General features: G+C 64.9%; 17 protein-coding genes and 3 tRNA genes. 10 read left to right on the forward strand and 10 right to left on the reverse strand.

Going from position 1 to position 18,803, the window contains the following annotated elements; all coding sequences use genetic code 11:
• The first annotated feature begins 147 nt into the window (after window positions 1–147).
• From ACZF5Y_RS07920 to ACZF5Y_RS07930, 3 genes are all read left to right on the forward strand, one after another.
• A tRNA-Gly gene (locus ACZF5Y_RS07920) sits at window positions 148–223 on the forward strand.
• Between the two features lie 41 nt (window positions 224–264).
• Window positions 265–335, forward strand: a tRNA-Cys gene (locus tag ACZF5Y_RS07925).
• Between the two features lie 26 nt (window positions 336–361).
• A tRNA-Val gene (locus tag ACZF5Y_RS07930) sits at window positions 362–433 on the forward strand.
• Between the two features lie 482 nt (window positions 434–915).
• Here ACZF5Y_RS07930 and ACZF5Y_RS07935 read toward each other — a convergent pair.
• The gene (locus ACZF5Y_RS07935) at window positions 916–1,152 is read right to left on the reverse strand and encodes an antitoxin (RefSeq protein WP_497535240.1); all 237 of its coding nucleotides are present in this window, start codon (window positions 1,150–1,152) and stop codon (window positions 916–918) included.
• A 127-nt stretch (window positions 1,153–1,279) separates the two neighbouring features.
• On the opposite strand from ACZF5Y_RS07935, the gene ACZF5Y_RS07940 reads away from it, so the two are divergent.
• Together ACZF5Y_RS07940 and ACZF5Y_RS07945 are read left to right on the forward strand one after the other, a co-directional pair.
• On the forward strand, window positions 1,280–1,930 hold the full coding sequence (locus ACZF5Y_RS07940) for a class I SAM-dependent methyltransferase (protein ID WP_497535242.1): 651 nt from the start codon (window positions 1,280–1,282) through the stop codon (window positions 1,928–1,930).
• Between the two features lie 63 nt (window positions 1,931–1,993).
• Window positions 1,994–2,353, forward strand: coding sequence for a VOC family protein (locus ACZF5Y_RS07945; protein WP_497535243.1), 360 nt, complete (start codon window positions 1,994–1,996; stop codon window positions 2,351–2,353).
• A 72-nt stretch (window positions 2,354–2,425) separates the two neighbouring features.
• Here ACZF5Y_RS07945 and ACZF5Y_RS07950 read toward each other — a convergent pair whose 3' ends face one another.
• The 3 genes from ACZF5Y_RS07950 to ACZF5Y_RS07960 are packed head-to-tail and all read right to left on the reverse strand — an operon-like array spanning window position 2,426 to window position 5,379.
• A complete protein-coding gene (locus tag ACZF5Y_RS07950; protein WP_497535244.1) occupies window positions 2,426–3,034 on the reverse strand; it encodes a hypothetical protein in 609 nt (202 codons plus the stop codon).
• A 31-nt stretch (window positions 3,035–3,065) separates the two neighbouring features.
• A complete protein-coding gene (gene zapE, locus ACZF5Y_RS07955; protein ID WP_497535245.1) occupies window positions 3,066–4,130 on the reverse strand; it encodes a cell division protein ZapE in 1,065 nt (354 codons plus the stop codon).
• A gap of 28 nt (window positions 4,131–4,158) precedes the next feature.
• Window positions 4,159–5,379, reverse strand: a complete 1,221-nt coding sequence (locus tag ACZF5Y_RS07960) for an alpha/beta hydrolase family protein (protein WP_497535246.1) — start codon at window positions 5,377–5,379, stop codon at window positions 4,159–4,161.
• Window positions 5,380–5,462: 83 nt separating this feature from the next.
• Between ACZF5Y_RS07960 and ACZF5Y_RS07965 the strand changes: the two genes are divergently transcribed.
• The 4 genes from ACZF5Y_RS07965 to ACZF5Y_RS07980 all read left to right on the forward strand — a co-directional run bounded on the left by ACZF5Y_RS07965 (window position 5,463) and on the right by ACZF5Y_RS07980 (window position 10,738).
• Window positions 5,463–6,080, forward strand: coding sequence for a DUF3000 domain-containing protein (locus ACZF5Y_RS07965; RefSeq protein ID WP_497535247.1), 618 nt, complete (start codon window positions 5,463–5,465; stop codon window positions 6,078–6,080).
• Between the two features lie 3 nt (window positions 6,081–6,083).
• Window positions 6,084–7,274 (forward strand): HRDC domain-containing protein, encoded by a 1,191-nt coding sequence (locus ACZF5Y_RS07970; protein WP_497535248.1) that lies wholly within the window; start codon window positions 6,084–6,086, stop codon window positions 7,272–7,274.
• A 124-nt stretch (window positions 7,275–7,398) separates the two neighbouring features.
• Window positions 7,399–8,592, forward strand: a complete 1,194-nt coding sequence (locus ACZF5Y_RS07975; RefSeq protein ID WP_497535249.1) for a thiolase family protein — start codon at window positions 7,399–7,401, stop codon at window positions 8,590–8,592.
• Between the two features lie 4 nt (window positions 8,593–8,596).
• Complete coding sequence (locus tag ACZF5Y_RS07980) at window positions 8,597–10,738, forward strand: 3-hydroxyacyl-CoA dehydrogenase NAD-binding domain-containing protein (protein WP_497535250.1); 2,142 nt, start codon at window positions 8,597–8,599, stop codon at window positions 10,736–10,738.
• A 52-nt stretch (window positions 10,739–10,790) separates the two neighbouring features.
• Here ACZF5Y_RS07980 and dxs read toward each other — a convergent pair whose 3' ends face one another.
• The 5 genes from dxs to dut all read right to left on the reverse strand — a co-directional run bounded on the left by dxs (window position 10,791) and on the right by dut (window position 17,661).
• Window positions 10,791–12,758, reverse strand: a complete 1,968-nt coding sequence (dxs, locus tag ACZF5Y_RS07985) for a 1-deoxy-D-xylulose-5-phosphate synthase (protein WP_497535251.1) — start codon at window positions 12,756–12,758, stop codon at window positions 10,791–10,793.
• A gap of 122 nt (window positions 12,759–12,880) precedes the next feature.
• Window positions 12,881–15,568, reverse strand: coding sequence for an aconitate hydratase AcnA (acnA, locus tag ACZF5Y_RS07990; RefSeq protein ID WP_497535252.1), 2,688 nt, complete (start codon window positions 15,566–15,568; stop codon window positions 12,881–12,883).
• Between the two features lie 62 nt (window positions 15,569–15,630).
• Entirely contained in the window at window positions 15,631–16,473 is an 843-nt protein-coding gene (locus tag ACZF5Y_RS07995; RefSeq protein ID WP_497535253.1) for a DUF3159 domain-containing protein, read from the reverse strand.
• Window positions 16,470–17,159, reverse strand: coding sequence for a DUF3710 domain-containing protein (locus ACZF5Y_RS08000; RefSeq protein WP_497535255.1), 690 nt, complete (start codon window positions 17,157–17,159; stop codon window positions 16,470–16,472). The genes ACZF5Y_RS07995 and ACZF5Y_RS08000 overlap by 4 nt, the downstream gene beginning before the upstream one ends.
• 64 nt (window positions 17,160–17,223) lie before the next feature.
• Window positions 17,224–17,661 (reverse strand): dUTP diphosphatase, encoded by a 438-nt coding sequence (dut, locus tag ACZF5Y_RS08005; protein ID WP_497535256.1) that lies wholly within the window; start codon window positions 17,659–17,661, stop codon window positions 17,224–17,226.
• A 76-nt stretch (window positions 17,662–17,737) separates the two neighbouring features.
• Here dut and ACZF5Y_RS08010 point away from each other — a divergent pair, with 76 nt between their 5' ends.
• The gene (locus ACZF5Y_RS08010) at window positions 17,738–18,220 is read left to right on the forward strand and encodes a DUF3093 domain-containing protein (RefSeq protein ID WP_497535257.1); all 483 of its coding nucleotides are present in this window, start codon (window positions 17,738–17,740) and stop codon (window positions 18,218–18,220) included.
• A 76-nt stretch (window positions 18,221–18,296) separates the two neighbouring features.
• Here the strand turns inward: ACZF5Y_RS08010 and ACZF5Y_RS08015 are convergent, their stop codons facing one another.
• Entirely contained in the window at window positions 18,297–18,587 is a 291-nt protein-coding gene (locus tag ACZF5Y_RS08015) for a DUF4193 domain-containing protein (protein WP_053353093.1), read from the reverse strand.
• Window positions 18,588–18,803: the final 216 nt, after the last annotated feature.

Genomic DNA, 18,803 nt, shown 5'->3' on the forward strand with positions numbered 1-18,803 from the left:
CGGGGCCACCGACACGCATGCGAAAACTTCCAAGAACGGCGAAAACACGCCGATGCCTCGTGCGGCGCGCCCGGGATGGCGAGCCTGATTTGCACCCCCGCTCAGGCTTCCCTATAGTTAATCAGGTCGCGGAAACGCGGCGGAAATGCGGATGTAGCGCAGTTGGTAGCGCATCACCTTGCCAAGGTGAGGGTCGCGAGTTCGAGTCTCGTCATCCGCTCCAGTGGCCGAGCTTGCTCGGCCGCTTGTGGTAACAACCACTACGGTGGCGTGGCCGAGAGGCGAGGCAGCGGCCTGCAAAGCCGTATACACGGGTTCGAATCCCGTCGCCACCTCGTCTATAATTTCATAGCCTGTACAGGCGCGATTGGCGCAGCGGTAGCGCGCTTCCCTGACACGGAAGAGGTCACTGGTTCGATCCCAGTATCGCGCACAGAAGAAAAGCCCCGGTTTCCCCGGGGCTTTTTGCATTCCGTGACCTCGCGAGAATCGCGAACGCGATGCGTTCGCCCCAGATTCTCGCGCTGGTTCGATCCCAGTATCGCGCACAGAAGAAAAGCCCCGGTTTCCCCGGGGCTTTTTGCATTCCGTGACCTCGCGAGAATCGCGAACGCGATGCGTTCGCCCCAGATTCTCGCGCTGGTTCGATCCCAGTATCGCGCACAGAAGAAAAGCCCCGGTTTCCCCGGGGCTTTTTGCATTCCGTGACCTCGCGAGAATCGCGAACGCGATGCGTTCGCCCCAGATTCTCGCGCTGGTTCGATCCCAGTATCGCGCACAGAAGAAAAGCCCCGGTTTCCCCGGGGCTTTTTGCATTCCGTGACCTCGCGAGAATCGCGAACGCGCTGGCAAACATACTTCGACCCCCGCGCAATGATGTTGTCGGGGGTCGAAGTTGCGGACAGCCGCGAAAACTTACTCGTTACCGATAGCGCCGTCGATGTTGTCGCGAACTTCAGTGATCTTGTCGCTGAACTTGCCGCCGGTGATCTTGTCGGCGAAACCGGCGACGCCGTCGAGCACCTTGTCGCTGATTTCCTCGGCCTGATCACTCTTCAGCGCATCCTGCAGTTTCTCAGCATTCTCGTTCACCACTTCACCGGCCTTGCCGGCGAGGTCGGAGGCCCTCTTGCTCAGATCTTCGATGCCCATTCGTTCGTCCTTTTCGTCAGCGCACCGGCCGGTCGCGGCGCATCTCCTTTCATTATGACTCCATGGCATCCGCCGAGGGAAGACCCACGTGTCAAGGCACTGCAGCGCTTCGACATACGCTGGAAGAATGCGAGCCTTCGACCCGACCCCCATGGCGGTGCGCCAGGCCTACGACCAGCGCGCCGTCGAATACGCGGAGCACTTCGCGGACGTCGCAGCTGCGCATCCCGACGACCGCGCTGGCATTCGCGCTTGGGCCCTCGCACGTTCCGGGCCCGTGCTCGACGCCGGCTGCGGCCCCGGGCACTGGACCGAGGAGCTGCGGCAGCACGGAGTCGATGTCGAAGGTATCGGTCACTCCCCCGAGTTCCTAGCCATCGCCGCAAGCCGATTCCCCGACGCTCGATTCCGCCGGGCATCCCTCGAACAGACCGAGTGTGCCCATACACGCCTGGACGGTGTCCTTGCGTGGTACTCGGTGATCCATGCCCGCCCCGAAGACCTTGCTGCGGTGCTCTCGGAGTTCCGCCGAGTGCTGCGCCCTGGAGGGAGCTTGCTCGTCGGCCTGTTTACCTGGTCACATTTCGAGCCCTTCGAGCACGCCGTCATTCGAGCGTATCGCTGGCCTCCCAGTCAGTTCTCTCGTGTCAGGCTTCAGCGTACTCTCGCTCACCGAACGTCACGAACCGGGTGCCCGCCCCCAGTGCATCATCGAAGCTCGCCGTTCCCCCGACGTCACCCCGCCTCCGAAGACGTGACCGGCATCTCGCGCAGATGATTGCACCGTGCGGCACCGGCGCGCAGACTGGTGGCACACTCAGTGCTGAGAACGGAGACCCGCATGAGCCCGATCGCGAAGTTGCACAGTTTCGTATTCGACTGCCCCGAACCTGCCGCTCTGGCAGAGTTCTATCGGCGCATCTTCGGGGGCACGGTGGTGACCGACGGCGACGACTGGGTCGACCTCCAGATCAATGGGCTCTCCACGACACTCGCGTTCCAGGAGTCCCCCGGTTATGTGCCACCGGAGTGGCCGGGCGATGACGGTGCGCAACAGGCGCACCTCGACATTCGTGTCGACAGCCTCGATGAAGCGCACCGCGCACTCCTCGAAATCGGGGCACGATTCGCGGCCGACCACGAGACGTTCCGCGTGTACCGGGATCCGGTCGGACACCTGTTCTGTACGGTGCGCGGCTGAGCCGCGAGCGTCCGCAAAGCGAGCCGGCGCCCAGAACGGCGCACGGGGGAACGGAGTATCAACCGCTCAGGCTCACCCACGGATCCCATGTTCGCGAACGACCGCGGCGACCGCATCGACAAAGCGGCTCCGGTCGAGCACGTGCCCTTCGCGGCGCATCCCGCCGTTCGTGACACGGAGTACGCGTTCGGGCGAGAGGAAGCTCTCGCGCCCCTGGCTGTCCCAGCCTCCAGTGCCGACTGAAACGAAGCCACGGTGCTGCTTCGTACTCAGGTAGCACCCCGCGGTGGTCTCGTCGTCGATGCGCGCGATGATGAGCACCGGTCGATCTTTGCCGCGACCATCGTTCTCTACGTAGGGCACCCAGGTCCAGACGACCTCCCCGGGGTCAGGATCGCCGTCGGGGTTCGGCTCGTAGCTCGGTCGCAAGAGACGTGTCTCCGACGCGGTGAGTTCGCGCGTTGCCGCTTGGCCGTCGCGCCCCGGGCTCAGACGCTCATCGTGCGAGGCCGTCGCAGTTGCCTGACCGTTTCGGCGATCCTGCGCGGAAGGCTTCGGCACTGACCCCGAGTGCTGCTCGGAATTCTGACGGCCCGAAGACTTGAGAAACGCAGTTAGAAACGAACGGCCGAATTCACCGAGCGCTCGCGCCCAACCTTTGTTCGACGGGGTTCCGTTCATATCGTCTCCTCGCTCAGTGATGCGGATGGCGTTACTGAGATACTTCGCTGGCCGTCAGTGCGTTCAATCGAGACATGCAGCGCAGGTACTTCTTGCGATAGCCGCCGTCGAGCATGCCTCCGCCGAAGATTGTCGTGAGCTGCGCACCGGTCGCGCGAATGGGAATCTGCGCGTCGTACACACGGTCGATGAACGCGACGAATCTAAGTGCCGAGGACTGATCGGTGAGCTCGTGCACGTTACGCAGACCGATGCACTGCACACCCGAAAGCAATCCGCTGTAGCTCGACGGGTGCACGGTCGCCAAATGCTCGATCAAACCTGAGAAATCATCGTCGGTCATGCGCTCGTGCGCGGAGGCCACATCCGCCAGCACGAAGCGATACTCATCATCGGTCAATGAGATGGCGTCGCTCTCGAGGTCGCGCTGGCGGTAATCGACACCGTCAATGCGTATCGTCACGAAGCGATCGGACATCGCTTGAATCTCGCGCATGAAGTCGGCAGCGGCGAACCGCCCCTCGCCGAGCGCGTTGGGAGGCGTGTTCGAGGTGGCCACAAACTTGGTGCCGGTCGCGGTGAGATCGCCGATCAGACGCGTCATGAGCATGGTGTCGCCCGGATCGTCGAGCTCGAACTCATCGATGCAGATCAGTCGGGCTCCCTGCAGCACGCCGACGGCGCCGCTGTAGCCCAGCGCACCGACCAGCGCGGTGTATTCGATGAAGGTGCCGAAGTACTTGCGACCGGCCGTGGCGTGCCACGTGGCCGCGAGGAGGTGGGTCTTGCCGACGCCGAAGCCGCCATCGAGGTAGATGCCCGGCTTCGTCGGCGCAGGAGCGGCTGTGTCAGCCGACTTCTTTTTTCCGAAGCCGAAGAAACCACCTCGAGACACCGTTGGTGCGGGCGCGGAGAACGCGCGCAGCAGCTCGCGGGCCTCGTCCTGAGACGGGTAGTCGGGATCCGGCCGGTACGAATCGAAGGAGGCGCGATCGAACTGGGGCGGGGGCACCAGGGTCGCGACGAGTTCGGTACCGGAGATCGTGGGTCGCCGGTCGACGAGCCGGGCGGCGTTGTGCTGGGTGTCTGAGACCATCGGAGCCAGTGTACCCGCGTGATCGCGCTTATCCGCGCCAGGGAGGATGCGGCAGCCCGCGCGCGAAGACGCGGGTCGCCCGCTCCCAACCTTCCCGGTCCATATTCCACAGCTTCACGTGCTCCGCCCGCTGCACTAGACGCAGGTGCACCAGCTCCGGCCGCAGATCGGCAAGACGCTCTGAGCCATCTGAAGGAACGAACGTGTCACCACGGCTTGCGTGTATCAGCACCGGAATGCAGAGTTCGCGGGCGAAGGTTTCGGGGCGCAACTCCGCGATCGGGAGCCCACCGTTCTCTCCGGCCCCGACCCACCCGCGCGAGAGCAAGCCCACACCGATACCGGCAATCGCCTCGGGCACCGAGGCTGCCGCAGCGTGATAGCGGAGGAGCGCATTCCAATCGACGGCTGGCGAATCGAGAATCAGACCATCGATGACGCCCCGGTGCGGACCACGAGTAGCCGTGACCAGGCAGGCGGTGCCCCCCATAGACCAGCCCACCAGGGTCACGCGTTCCGCCCCGCGACTCACGGCCTCCGCGATGGCGGCATCGACGTCCCGGCTCTCGGAGAATCCGACTCCGTACCGACCGCGCAAGCCCTGCGGCGCACCGGGATCATTCCGATAGCTGATGATCAGATTGGTGACCCCGCTCTGCGCGAGCGCAGTCACGCCGCGCAGCGTCTCCCCCGGTAATGCTCCACGGCCATGCACGTGGATCGCCCACCGGCGTTTACGAGGCCAGCGCGGGTGCACGATCCAGGCATCGGCATCGCCGAGTTCCGTCGTATAGGTGATGTGTTCAGTGCGCAATCCGAGTTCTTCGGGTTCCGAGTACCACCAACCCGTAATGCGCCCCAACACGCCGGGCAGCAGTTCACCCCGATCTACCGCGATGAGCTCGCGTACGACGTCACCGCCGAGATGCGCCACGACTTCGCCGACGCGCGCGTGACCCGCCACGCCCTGGAACAGGTACGAGTATCGCCCCGGCAGGTCTGCATCGGTTCCCCGAAGCCGCACCGTGGGCACGCCCCCGTTCGGCCGAGCCGCTCCATCGAGCCCCGCGGCATCGACCGAGACGACTTCGACTGGCGACTCGGGTACGGCAGCCGGGGTCACGGCGCGTCGCGCAAGGGCGACACCACCGAGCACGGCGCCCGCAGCTCCGGCGAGCACCGTTCCCGCGAGCGCACCCAGCACCCCGAGCCCGACCGCCCGGCCCCGTCGCGAGTCATGATTCACCATGGTGACGGCCTCCTCCTTCGCTTCACCGATCCCGGCGTGGCATCGACCCGAAGTTCACAGCAAACTCTAGTGTCACCAGTGTGATGGCACGCATCGATGGCGCCCCCGTCGACTTCGACACGGCTGCAGAGCAGCTCCGTTCCGCGCGCTTGCGCAGCGAACTGATCTCTCAAGAGATCGCGGCTCCCGAGCGCATCGCGCCGCACTCGATCGCGCTCGCCGCAGGCGTGTCGCGCACGTCGCAGCACGGCCCTGCATCGAGTACGGCCACCGATTCGCCCTATGGTGCCGGGCGCATCGTGCTCATGCACGACCCCGACGCTTTCGACGAGTGGGGCGGCCAGTTCCGCATCGTGTGCTTCGCCCAGGCGCCGCTCGAATTGGAGATCGGCGTCGACCCGTTCATCTCCGATGTCGCCTGGTCCTGGCTCGTCGATGCGCTGGACTCTCGCGGCGCCGAGTACACCTACCTTTCTGCCACCGCCACGAAGACGCTCTCCAGTAGTTACGGCGCCCTGGAGGCCCGTGGAGAATCCGCGCAGATCGAACTGCGCGCGTCGTGGACGCCGATCGGCGACGACTTCGGAGTCCACGCCCAGGCATGGTCGGAGCTCTTGTGCCTCTTGGCCGGACTCCCCCACGCAGAGGGCATAGACTCCATCGCGGCGCGACGCTCGCGCCAAGCCGCGGAAGGGGCATAACGCATGACGGTCTCCCAGTCGGAGCTCGATACCCACTGGACCATGGTCAGCGACCCCGAGGGGCTCGAACGCGCCGCTGACGCCCTCGCTGGCGGAACCGGACCAGTCGGCGTTGACGCCGAGCGCGCCTCCGGCTTCACCTACGGGTCCGAGGCCTACCTGGTGCAGGTGTACCGCCGCGGTGCGGGCACATTTCTCGTCGACCCCATCGACATCCCAGATTTTGCCCCGCTGCAGCACGCCCTCGCGGCAGAGGAATGGATCTTCCATGCGGCAACTCAAGATCTCCCCTGCCTGGCTTCCATCGGGCTTGCGCCGCAGCGAATCTTCGACACCGAACTGGCTGCGCGACTCCTCGGGTACGAACGCGTCGGCCTCGGTGCGATCGTGGAACTCAAGCTCGGCATCACGCTCGAAAAAGCGCACTCCGCCGCGGACTGGTCGCAGCGTCCGCTCCCAGAATCCTGGCTCGAGTACGCGGCGCTCGACGTTGCGCTGCTGCCCGACCTGCGCGATGCCATCGCGGCAGATCTTGACGCGCAGCAAAAAGCAGAGTTCGCGTTCGAAGAATTCGAAGCGGCGCGCACCAAACCCGAGAAGCCGCGCCCCGCAGAACCGTGGCGCAAACTCTCCGGCGGCCACCTCCTCAAATCTGCGCGCGCCCTGGCACTCGCCCGGGAGCTCTGGAACGCCCGCGACGCACTCGCCCGCGAACGCGATGTGGCACCCGGTCGGCTGATCCCGGACGCCTCGATCGTCGCCGCCGCGGCAGCCAATCCCAGGTCGAGCGGCGACCTCGCGCGCCTGCAGACATTCCGAGGGCGCGCCAGCCGCAGCGAGCTCGAGCGCTGGTGGTCAGCGATCCTGCGCGGGAAGACGACCACGGACTTGCCGGGGCCGAAGCAGCGCGACCCCGAGGCAATCCCGCATCACCGCGCTTGGGCGCAGCGTCATCCTGAAGCTGCGGCGCGACTCGAGGCCGCCCGCCCAGCAATCGAGGCCGAAGCCGAGGCGCGCTCGATTCCTTTGGAGAACCTACTCACCCCCGACACACTTCGCCGGGTCGTATTCCAGCCCCCCGCCGACCGCTCCGCAGCAGGGATCGCACTCCGTCTCACGGAGCTCGGAGCGCGCCCCTGGCAGGTTGGCATAACCGCACCAATTATTGCCGATGAAATTGTAGACCTCCCATAACACCGTACGGTGATTCCCGCATATTTTCAGCATTCTCGGTGCCAGGTCGTGACGCGTGAGACTCCGTCTCTCTAGGATGGAAGAAACGCAGATCACCAATGCTGATGGAGGCGAAGTGGCCGCAATGAGAGAAGTTGTGTTCGTGGACGGTGTCCGCACCCCGTTCGGGCGTGCCGGCGACAAGGGAATCTACGCCGGGACTCGTGCCGATGACCTGGCGGTCAAGGCGCTGCAAGGGCTGATCGAGCGCAATCCCGGGCTGCCGCTCGAGCGCATCGACGACGTGGGCATCGCCGCGACGACCCAGCAAGGCGACCAAGGGCTCACGCTCGGCCGCACGGTGTCGATGCTTGCGGGCATCCCCGTCACCGTGCCCGGGTTCGCCCTTGATCGCATGTGCGCCGGCGCACTCACGGTCGCGTCATTCATGGGCGCAGCGATCGGATCGGGCCAGTATGACCTCGCTATTGCCGGCGGCGTCGAGCACATGGGCAAGCATCCCATCGGACTCGACGCAGATCCGAATCCTCGTTTTGTCGCCGAGAAGCTGGTGAGCCCGGATGCGCTGAACATGGGCATCACCGCGGAACGACTGCACGACCGATTCCCGGCTTTGACCAAGGAGCGCGCGGATCGTTTTGGCATGCTGAGCCAGCAGAAAGTGCAGGCCGCCTACGACCGCGGCGACATCCAGGCCGACCTGATTCCGGTAGCGACTCGGTCGGAAACCGGATGGGGCCTCGCAACCGAAGACCAGGGACGTCGACCGGAGACGACGATGGAGGGCCTTGCAACGCTGAAGACCCCGTTCCGCCCGCATGGTCGTGTCACCGCGGGCAACGCATCCCCGTTGACCGATGGCGCGACCGTCTCGTTGCTCGCCGGTGCCGACACCGCCCGCGAACTCGGCCTCGGCGCAAAGATGCGGCTCGTCGGCTTCGGCTTCGCCGGTGTCGAGCCCGAAGTCATGGGACTCGGCCCGGTGCCGTCGACGGAGAAGGCACTGCGCCGCGCCGGCCTCACGATCGACGACATTGGCCTCTTCGAGCTCAATGAGGCGTTCGCCGTGCAGGTGCTCTCGTTCACCGACCATTTCGGCATTTCCGATGACGACCCGCGCGTCAACCCCTGGGGCGGCGCCATCGCCATCGGGCATCCGCTCGCTGCATCGGGCGTCCGTCTGATGACGCAGCTCGCGCGCCAGTTCGCGCAGCGACCCGACGTGCGATACGGCGTGACCGCGATGTGCGTCGGCCTCGGACAGGGCGGCACGGCGATTTGGGAAAACCCGCATTTCGACGGCAAGAAGGGCAAGTAGCGCAATGACCGACTACAGCAGCATTGATTTCACTCCGCTGATCGAAGCGTCTGACGACGAGGTCATCACGGAGTCGTTCGTGCGCGATGTCACCCTGCCGTCCGGCGGCACGCTCGCGCTGATCACGCTCGACAACGGACGAGACCATACGCGACCGAACACTCTCGGACCGCGCACTCTCCAGTCGCTCGCCACTGTGCTCGACGACCTGCGACGCCGCGCGGCCGCCGGCGAGATCGTTGCCGTCGCGGTGACGGGGAAGCCATTCATCTTCGCCGCGGGTGCCGATCTTTCGAAGGTATCCACGCTCGCGACTGAGCAGAATGCCCGACTCATGGCACAGTACGGCCACTTCGTGCTCGGTAAGTTCGGCGAGCTCGGCGTTCCGTCATTCGCATTCGTGAACGGTCTCGCACTCGGTGGCGCGATGGAGATCGCCCTGCATTGCACCTACCGCACCCTCGACGCTTCGGCCGCTGCGCTCGCTTTCCCCGAGGTGTTCCTGGGCATCATCCCGGGCTGGGGCGGAGCGACCATTGTTCCGAACCTCATCGGGATCGAACCGGCGCTCGAGGTCATCATCTCGAACCCGCTCAAGAACAATCGGATGCTGAAGCCGCAGCAGGCCCTCGACATGGGCCTCTTCGACGCGATGTTTGGGGCCGCAAGCTTCCTCGAGCGCTCACTGGCGTGGGCCGACGGGGTGCTTGAAGGATCCGTCTCCGTGCAGCGGCCGCACGTGCCGGGCAAGCTGGAGCGGTTGACCAAATGGCCGGCCGCGATCAAGATCGCACGCGACACGTTGAAGGCGCGACTGGGCACCGCCACCCGGGCGCCGTACGTCGCGCTCGATCTGCTCAGCGCCGCAAAAGACAACGACTTGAAGCGCGGATTCGAACGTGAAGACGACGCGCTCGCCGAGTTGATCTCCGGCGACCAGTTCGCGGCCTCGATCTATGCCTTCGATTTGGTGCAGAAGCGAGCGAAACGCCCGGCCGGCGCGCCCGACAAGGCGCTTGCCAAGCCGGTACTCAAGGTCGGGGTGATCGGTGCAGGGCTCATGGCAAGCCAGTTCGCGCTGCTCTTCGCCCGGAAACTGCGGGTGCCCGTGCTGATCACCGATCTCGATCAGTCACGCGTCGACAAGGGCCTGGAGTACATCCGCGGCGAAATCGCCAAGCTGCGCGACAAGGGCCGCCTGAGCGCTGACGATGCCAATCAGATCACCGAGCTCGTGCACGGTACGACCGATAAGACGCAGTTCTCGGATTGCGATTGGGTCATTGAAGCCGTGTTCGAGGAGCTGGGCGTCAAGCAACAGGTATTCGCGGAGATCGAGCCGCTCATTTCCGAGACTGCAGTGCTCGCAACGAACACCTCTTCCCTTTCGGTCGAAGAAATCGGCGCAAACCTCGCTCACCCTGAGCGACTCGTCGGCTTCCACTTCTTCAACCCGGTCGCCGTGATGCCGCTGATCGAGGTGGTGCGCACGCCCGCAACGGACGACGCATCACTCTCCACGGCAATGGTCACGGCTCGCAAGCTGGGGAAGAACGCGGTAATCACCGCGGATCGCCCCGGCTTCGTGGTCAACCGTCTGCTGGCGAAGGTCATGGGCGAAGCGGCACGTGCTCTCGATGAGGGAACCCCGCTCCCCGTCGTGGAGCGCGCGCTCGCACCGATTGGATTGCCGATGGGGCCGTTCGAGCTCATCGATCTCGTCGGTTGGAAAGTCGCGGCTCACGTGCAAGATACGATGGTCCATGCGTTCCCCGACCGGTTCTACGCGTCAGAGAATCTGCACCGGCTCGCCGAGGTTGAGTCGCCCCTGGTGAAGACGAAGCTCGGCAAGGTAGAGGAGCTGTCAAAGGCCGCCAAGAAGGCGGGCGTCTTCGGCAAACAGGCCGTCGGTGAAGATGAGATCCTGCGCCGTGTCGAGAACGAACTGGCGAACGAGATCAAGATCATGCTCGACGAGGGCGTGGTCGCGGCGGCGGAAGACATCGATCTGTGCCTGATCTTTGGCGCAGGCTGGCCGTTCCAGGCCGGCGGAGCGACACCGTACCTGGATCGTTCAGGAGCGAGCGAGCGAGCCTTCGGCGGTACGTTCCACGATCCGCGTATTGCCGGGGCGCACCGGTCGTAGTGCGGCTGTTCGGCGGGGCGTCCTCGGGCTCAACGAGGGCGCCCCGCTCCTGTCAGTTCTCGGGGACGGTTTCCGTCTCGGGGCGCGCGATCGGAATACGGGTGCCCTGCACCTGCTGCACGACATTCGCCGCGATCTGAGACGCCGTTAATCCGGCATCGTGGAGCAGTTCGGCGCGCGAAGCATGGTCGGGAAACGCATCCGGCGTTCCCAGCTCGCTCACCGCTGTGTCGACGCCCGCATCTCGAAGTGCTTGACGAATACGGGTGCCGATTCCACCGACGCGAATGCCATCTTCCAGGGTAATGACCAGTCGATGGTTCCGCGCTGCGTCGATCACTGATGCGGCGACGGGCACCACCCATCGCGGATCGATCACTGAGGCAGTGATACCGTCGCGCTCAAGCAAGTCAGCCGCATCCAAGGCGACCTCGGCGAGTGGCCCGACGGGAACGAACAGCACATCACCGCCAGCGCCGTGATCAGCGAGGCTCGACGGACGCACCGCATCTCGGAGCACATCGACACCGTCGACGGTACGTCGAAGCGCGCTGATATCGTTACCGACTGCACCCTTGGGGTACCGAAGCACGGTGGGTGCATCGTCGATGCGCACGGCCTCTGCCAGGAGTTCGTCCAAGCGCGCTGCATCGCGAGGCGCAGCGATCCGAATTCCCGGCACGACCTGCAGGGTTGCGAGATCCCACACGCCGTTATGGCTCGCCCCATCGGGCCCCGTGATTCCGGCGCGGTCCAGCACGAACGTCACGCCGGCGCGGTGCAGGGCCACGTCCATGAGCAGCTGATCGAACGCACGATTCATGAAGGTCGCATAGACCGCGACGACCGGGTGCATCCCGCCGTAGGCGAGCCCGGCAGCACTGGTGACTGCGTGCTGCTCGGCGATGCCGACGTCGATCACGCGGCCGGGATATGCTGCAGCGAGGCCGTCCAGTCCCGTCGGCGCCAGCATCGCAGCGGTGATCCCGACGATGCGGTCATCGCCTGCGGCGAGCTCGATGATCCGATCGCGAAAGACCGACGTCCAACTGCGTCCATGCGCTGATTCGACGGGTTCGCCGCTGCCCGGATCGATTTGCCCGATCGCATGGAACTGGTCAGCGAGATCGTTCTCTGCGGGAGCGTATCCGCGCCCCTTCTCAGTGATCACATGGACCAGAGTCGGGCGCCCGTAACCTTTCGCCTGCCGCAGTACTTCTTCCACCGCGGCGAGGTCGTGTCCGTCGACGGGGCCGAGATACTTGATGTCAAGATTCGAGTAGAGGTCTTGGTTGTCCGATGCCCGGCTGACCATTCCGCGCATCGCTCCGCGCGCAGCACGGTAGACGGTGCGACCGGGCGCGCCCAGACGTGAAAACAGCTTCTCGCTGCCCTCTTGCAGGTCGCGGTAGGCGTCTTTCGAGCGCACGGAATTCAGGAACCGCGCCATGCCGCCGATCGTCGGCGCGTATGAACGCCCGTTGTCGTTGACAACCAAGACGAGGTTACGGTCGTTGTCGTCGGTGATGTTGTTGAGCGCTTCCCACGTCATCCCGCCGGTGAGCGCGCCGTCACCCACCACGGCGACGACGTGCCGGTGCAGCTGGGTGGGGTCAGATTGGGCGCGCCGCGCGAAGGCTCGAGAGATTCCATCCGCCCAGCTCAGCGAGCTCGACGCATGCGAACTCTCGACGATGTCGTGCTCGGATTCAGTGCGCTGAGGATACCCGGCCAAGCCGCCACGACTGCGGAGCCCGGAAAAGTCTTTCCGCCCGGTCAGGAGCTTGTGCACATAACTCTGGTGGCCGGTGTCGAACACGATGGGGTCACGTGGCGACTGAAACACGCGGTGCAGCGCGATCGTCAGCTCGACGACCCCCAGGTTCGGCCCGAGATGACCTCCCGTCCGCGAGACGGCAGCGATGAGGAACTCGCGGATTTCCGCGGCCAGGTCTTGGCACTCATCGAGTGTGAGCGCGTCGAGATCTCGAGGCCCTGAGATTCGATCCAGGATCGCCATGAACCCCGCCTCCGTTCCGTTTCGCCGCATGAGAACCGCGAATCTGATCAGTCTAGTAGCGCTGCAAACGAGCGCGGGCCCGGATCGCCGAAGCGACCGGGCCCGCGCAGTGCACGCAGCGCCTAGACCAGCGATCGCAGCACGTACTGCAGGATGCCACCGTTGCGGTAGTAGTCCGCTTCGCCCGGGGTGTCGATGCGAACCACCGCGTCGAAGGCGATCTGCGAACCGTCGGCCTTGGTTGCCGTCACAGCGACCGTGCGCGGCGTCTCGCCATCGTTGAGCGCAGTGATGCCCGAGATGTCGAAGGTCTCGGTGCCGTCAAGACCGAGGTCATCGGCGCTCTGCCCTTCGGGGAACTGCAGCGGAAGCACGCCCATGCCGATGAGGTTAGAGCGGTGGATACGCTCGAAGCTCTCGGTAATGACCGCCTTCACGCCCAGCAGTCGGGTGCCCTTCGCCGCCCAGTCGCGGGACGAGCCCGAACCGTACTCCTTGCCGCCGAGCACCACCAGCGGAATACCTGCGCTCTGGTAGTTCTGCGACGCATCATAGATGTACGATTTCGGCGCATCGGCCTGCGTGAAGTCGCGCGTGAAGCCGCCCTCGACGCCCGCACCATCGTTCTCGGAGGCCAGGAGCTGGTTGCGGAGACGAATGTTCGCGAACGTGCCGCGGATCATGACCTCGTGATTGCCGCGACGCGAGCCGTAGGTGTTGAAGTCCTTCGGTGCGATACCGTTCTCGACAAGGTACTGGCCTGCCGGCGTCTCGGCCTTGAAGCTGCCTGCCGGGCTGATGTGGTCCGTCGTCACGGAGTCGCCGAGTTTCGCGAGCACACGCGCACCCGAGATATCGGTGACCGGTGACGGCGCGAGCTCCATGCCGTCGAAGTAGGGCGCCTTGCGCACGTAGGTCGACTTCTCATCCCAGGCGAACGTGTTGCCGTCGGGGGTCGGCAGCGAGGTCCAGTGCTCGTCACCATCGAAGACCGTGGCGTACTTCTCCGTGAACATGTCGGAGTCGATCGATTCGTCGGCGATCTTCTGCACCTCGACGGGGTCGGGCCAGATGTCGCGGAGGAACACGTCGTTGCCTTCGGAATCCTGGCCGAGCGCCTGAGTCTCGAAGTCGAAGTCCATCGTTCCGGCAAGCGAGTACGCGATCACCAGCGGCGGGCTGGCGAGATAGTTCATCTTGATATCGGGGTTGATGCGACCTTCGAAGTTGCGGTTGCCCGAGAGCACCGCAGTCACCGCGAGATCGTGATCGTTTACGGCGTCGGAGATCTCCTGGTTCAGGGGACCCGAGTTGCCGATGCAGGTCACGCAGCCGTAGCCGACGGTGTAGAAGCCGAGCTTCTCGAGGTCGACGTTCAGCCCCGACTTCTCGTAGTAGTCGGTGACGACCTTCGACCCGGGAGCCAGCGTCGTCTTGACCCACGGCTTCGCCTGGAGGCCGCGCGCTGCCGCATTGCGAGCGAGCACGCCCGCTGCGAGCATCACCGAGGGGTTCGAGGTGTTGGTGCACGAGGTGATGGACGCGAGCGTCACCGCGCCGTGGTCGATCTCGAACTCGCGCCCCTGCGCGTCCTTCACCTTGGCGGGGTTGGCCGCCTGGGCGTAATTCTTGAGGTCCGTCTCGAACTGCGACTTCGAGTGCGACAGCTCGATACGATCCTGCGGGCGCTTCGGGCCGGCGATCGACGAGACCACGGTACCCAGATCGAGTTCGAGGTACTCGCTGAATTCGGGCTCGCGCGACGCGTCGTGCCACATGCCCTGCGCCTGCGTGTACGCCTTGATGAGTTCGAGCTGCTCTTCCGGGCGGCCGGTCAGACGCAGGTAGTCGAGGGTCACATCGTCGACGGGGAACATTGCCGCCGTCGAGCCGAACTCTGGGCTCATGTTGCCGATGGTCGCCCGGTTCGCAAGCGGAACCGATCCGACGCCCTCGCCGTAGAACTCGACGAACTTGCCAACGACGCCGTGCTTGCGCAGCATCTGGGTGATCGTGAGCACCACGTCGGTGGCGGTAACGCCCGCAGGAATCTTGCCCGAGAGCTTGAAGCCGACCACGCGGGGAATCAGCATAGAAATGGGCTGACCCAGCATGGCTGCCTCGGCCTCGATGCCGCCAACACCCCAACCGAGCACGCCGAGGCCGTTCTCCATCGTGGTGTGCGAATCGGTGCCCACGCAGGTGTCGGGGTACGCGAAGGTTTCACCGTCGATGTCGCGGGTGAACGTCACACGGGCCAAGTACTCGATGTTGACCTGGTGCACGATGCCGGTTCCGGGCGGAACGACCTTGAACTCGTCGAACGCGCCCTGGCCCCAGCGAAGGAACTGGTAGCGCTCCCCGTTGCGCTGGTACTCGATCTCGACGTTGCGCGCGGCCGCACCGGGAGTGCCGTACACATCGGAGATGACCGAGTGGTCGATGACCATCTCGGCGGGCGCCAGCGGGTTGATCTTGTCAGGCGTGCCGCCCAGGTCGACGACGGCTTCGCGCATCGTCGCGAGATCGACGACGCAGGGCACGCCGGTGAAGTCCTGCATGATGACGCGCGCGGGGGTGAACTGAATCTCCGTGTCGGGCTGCGCCGAAGGATCCCAGTTGCCCAGGGCTTCAATGTGTTCACGGGTGACGTTCGCGCCGTCTTCCGTGCGGAGCAGGTTTTCCAGCAGCACCTTCAGGCTGTAAGGCAGCCGCTCGTGGCCGGGGACCTGATCGATGCGATAGATTCCGTATTCGTTCTCGCCGACGGCGAGGGTGCTCTTCGCGTCGAAGCTGTTGACGGCTCCCATTGAGCTCCTCCAATGTGTCTCGATGTCGAGATAATTCTATACCCGAACCGACACCACCATTGTCACGCCGACGGGGCGTTTTGCCCAGTGTTCTCCTCAGATTCCCCCGTTGGATCATCTGATGATCGGGGCAGGCGATTGAGGACCATCCACGTAAAGACCACCACCAGTGCGAAGAGCGGAACTCCCATGACCAGACGAGCGATCCCGAGCGCGTCGGTCGCCGCTCCTCCATCGTCGCCACGCGCGGCGAAGTACAGCGGGAGCTGCACGGCGAGCCGCGCCACGAACAGCGCCGCCCAGAGCAGGGTGAGCCACGTTGCGATGCGCTTCAGCGCCCGCACCCGGCGCCAGCCGGTCAGATCGCCGCGCAATGCACCGAGCGCGAGTCCGATGAGCGGCCATCCGACCGCCGCCGACAGGAGCAGCCCCAACGACCAGACGATATTCGTGATGAAGCCGGGAACGTAGTAGTCGGCTCCGCGCCCCGTAAAGATCGCTGCCGCGACGGCAACCGCGACGCCCGCCGCCCCAGAGAAGACCGACACGAGCGGCTCGCGCCGCAGCAGACGGATCACGATGAGCACGACGACGAGTGCAGCCGGCGCGATCGCCGAGAGTCTCGCGTCGCGGGTGAGCGTGAAGAGCACGAGAAAGAGTAGGCCGGGCACGAGGGTCTCGGCGATACCCCGCCACCCGCCGATCGCCTCGAGCACTCCGCGACCCGAAAGCGCCTCTCCAGACATTCCAGCGCGCACGGTGCGCCCCAGCGCGCCTCCGAACTCACGCGTTGCCGACGCGCGTTCGGGCGCAGGCGGCGGGCTCAGCGGGGTCCGCTCAGATTCAGGCTGCGCACCCTCACGTGCGCCGCGTTCCGGTTCTGCGGAACCTTCGGGGCCGTTCACACTGCGAGCGTTCCGCCTTCGGGCGCCTGGCGTTCGCCTTGCACTCCGGCGGGTACCTTCAGCGGCAGCAGCTCGCTCGGCGGCATGGGCTGATCACCGCGCACCACGACGAGCTCACGGAACAGGTCGAAGACCCGTTCACGCGCACCTGCATCGACAGCCGCCTTGCCCATGATGACGCCGCGGAGCATCCATCGTGGTCCATCGACGGCGATGAAGCGCGCAGCGCGAGTGCCTGCTTGCTCATCAGGCGCGGGGGTCTGCACGAACAATTCGGTTCCGAGCGGGCCTTCCTCTTCACGAGCGGTACCGCCCTGAGTGGTCATCTGATGGGCGAGTTCCGAGCGCACCCCGTGCCAGAGTCCGGTCGTCTTCGGCGCGGCGAATGCCTGCACCTGCAGCAGCGATTCCGCGTACTCCAGTGACACGGCGACGACACGATTCGCACGCTCATCGACCTCGAGGCGCAACTGCAATCCCTCACGAGGCGCAACTTTGATGCCCCCGAGGTCGACATACGGACGCATCGCAGGGACTTCGCTGACATCGAACGGACCCGCCGTCTCGCGATCCGTCGGCGCGGACTTGCTGTCGTCGGGCGCGGCGACCTCTGCGTCGCGCACCTCAACGGCGTCGGTGGTCTTCTGTTCGAGTTCGTCGGACTCGGGCGTCTGTGCATCACTCATGATTGCGTCTCCTCCTGCGGCCGGTATTGGCCGATTGCGGCGCCGATGCGCCGTCTGCCTGTCTTCAGTTCTGTACGCCGGTGGAGCCGAAGCCGCCGGTGCCGCGGACGCTCTCGGGAAGCTGCTGCACCGGGGTAAAGACGGCACGGCTCACGGGCATGATGATGACCTGGGCAATGCGATCCCCGACCTCCACGGCAAACGCTGCCGTGCGATCCGTATTCAGCAACGTGACCTTGAGTTCACCGCGGTAGCCCGCATCGACGGTGCCGGGCGAATTCACCACCGTGATGCCGTGTTTCGCTGCCAAGCCGCTCCGCGGCACGACGAATGCAACGTACCCGTCGGGAAGAGCGATTGAGACACCAGTTCCAATGAGTGCTCGCTCGCCCGGTTCGAGCACGACTGACTCCGCAGCCCTGAGATCTGCTCCCGCATCTCCGGGATGGGCATACGTGGGGGCGAACTCGGCGACAATCGGCACCTCAACAACATCACTCACGCGCTCAGCGTATCTGATCGGGCCGCACCTGCGCTGGATCGACCGCTCCCAGCTCGGCCCGCGAGATAATGGCAGCATGACCCGTGATGCCTCCGCGCCGACGACCTCCTCCTACCGGGAGCGGCTGCTCCCCGGCCCGAGCCTGTTCATTTCACTGATCCTGGTAATCCCGGCAGTGGCCCTGGTGCTGACTCCGATCAATGCGCAGTGGGCGATTCCGACGGGCATCATCGTGTACGTCATTCTTGCGCTCACGTTTTTGCTGCTCAGCCCGTCTATCGAGGTCGCCGACCACTCGCTCGTCGCCGGGCGTGCGCGGATCCCGCTCCATCACCTCGGAGCCGTCGAACTTCTCGGAGCCGAAGCGCTGAAAGCGGCGATCGGACCGGGAGCCGACGCGCGGAACTACCTGCTCTTGCGCGGATGGATTCATCGGGGTGTCCGGATTGAGGTCACGGATGCAAACGACCCGGCGCCGTTCTGGATTCTGACGACCCGACACCCGCAGAAGCTCTCCGCGGCGATTGCAGCGACGCAAAGCGACTCGCACGAGGTCTGAATCTCTCGCAACACGACTGTGGCTGCGAGTTCGCCCGATTCCGGGCGGCACGCAGCCACGGTCGTCACAGCGGGAATTACGCCGCGCACTCCCGACAGATCGGCCCGAGATCGGTCTCATGATCGATCTGTGAGCGGTGACGCACCAGGAAGCAGCTCACACAGGTGAACTCGTCATCCTGCTGCGGCAGCACGACGACATCGAGTTCAACGTCGGAGAGGTCGTTTCCTCCCAGATCGAAGCTGGGGTTGTCGGCGTCCTCTGAGTCAAGACCCGAGGCGCCCTTGGCTGGTCCACGCTCTTTCAACGCCTCGATCGAATCGGCGTCTTCTTCGGTCTTGCGCGGGGCGTCGTAATCGGTGGCCATTCTCTCCTGCATTCCCGTGCCGGTCTGTCGGCACCTTATCCTTCGAGCGGCCATAGTCTGCCGCACGAACCTTGTCTGGCGCAAACTGTTCCGCTCAGAGTTCTCTGAGCGCGAAGTCGCACACACCCTACGCGCGGGCATATCGCCACGCGCCCGCGTCAATGCGCAGAATCGCCAACACTCTATGTCACTCTGGTTCGCGACTCACGAAGGAGA

The sequence above is a fragment of the Leucobacter sp. WKLB1 genome (assembly GCF_059696215.1).